General features: G+C 64.9%; 1 protein-coding gene. It reads left to right on the top strand.

Annotation, left to right across the window (positions count from 1 at the left end):
- Window positions 1–840: urocanate hydratase (gene hutU, locus VSR72_RS43995; RefSeq protein WP_342958419.1), on the top strand; the 840-nt coding region annotated here is incomplete at both ends.

Below are 840 nucleotides of genomic sequence, written 5' to 3' on the forward strand. Positions count from 1 at the left end.
TCGCGGTGGAATGCGACGAGACGCGCATCGACTTCCGCCTGAAGACGCGCTACGTGGACCGCAAGGCCAAGACCATCGACGAGGCGCTGGCCATCATCGAGGAAGCGAAGAAGACGGGCAAGCCGGTTTCCGTGGGTCTGCTCGGCAACGCCGCCGACGTGTTCGCCGAGTTCGTCAAGCGCGGCATCACGCCCGACTGCGTGACGGACCAGACGAGCGCGCACGACCCGATCAACGGCTATCTGCCGCAGGGCTGGACGGTCGAGCAATGGCGCGAAGCGCAGAAGGTTGCGCCCGAAACCATCGTGAAGGTCGCGAAGGAATCAATGGCGCACCAGGTGCGCGCGATGCTCACGCTGCAGGAACGTGGCGCGGCCACGCTCGACTACGGCAACAACATCCGCCAGATGGCGCTGGAAATGGGCGTGGAAAACGCGTTCGATTTCCCGGGCTTCGTGCCGGCGTATATCCGTCCGCTGTTCTGCGAGGGCAAGGGCCCGTTCCGCTGGGTGGCGCTCTCGGGCGATCCCGAGGATATCTACAAGACGGATGCCAAGGTCAAGGAGCTGATTCCCGACGATCCGCATCTGCACAACTGGCTCGACATGGCGCGTGAGCGCATCGCGTTCCAGGGCCTGCCGGCGCGGATCTGCTGGGTGGGCGTGAAGGATCGCTATCGTCTGGGCCAGGCGTTCAACGAGATGGTCAAGAACGGCGAACTGAAGGCGCCGATCGTGATCGGCCGCGACCACCTCGACACCGGCTCGGTGGCCAGCCCGAACCGCGAAACGGAATCGATGAAGGACGGCTCGGACGCGGTGAGCGACTGGCCGCTGCTCA

This window comes from Paraburkholderia sp. JHI869, from assembly GCF_038900775.1.
Classification (GTDB): Bacteria; Pseudomonadota; Gammaproteobacteria; order Burkholderiales; family Burkholderiaceae; genus Paraburkholderia.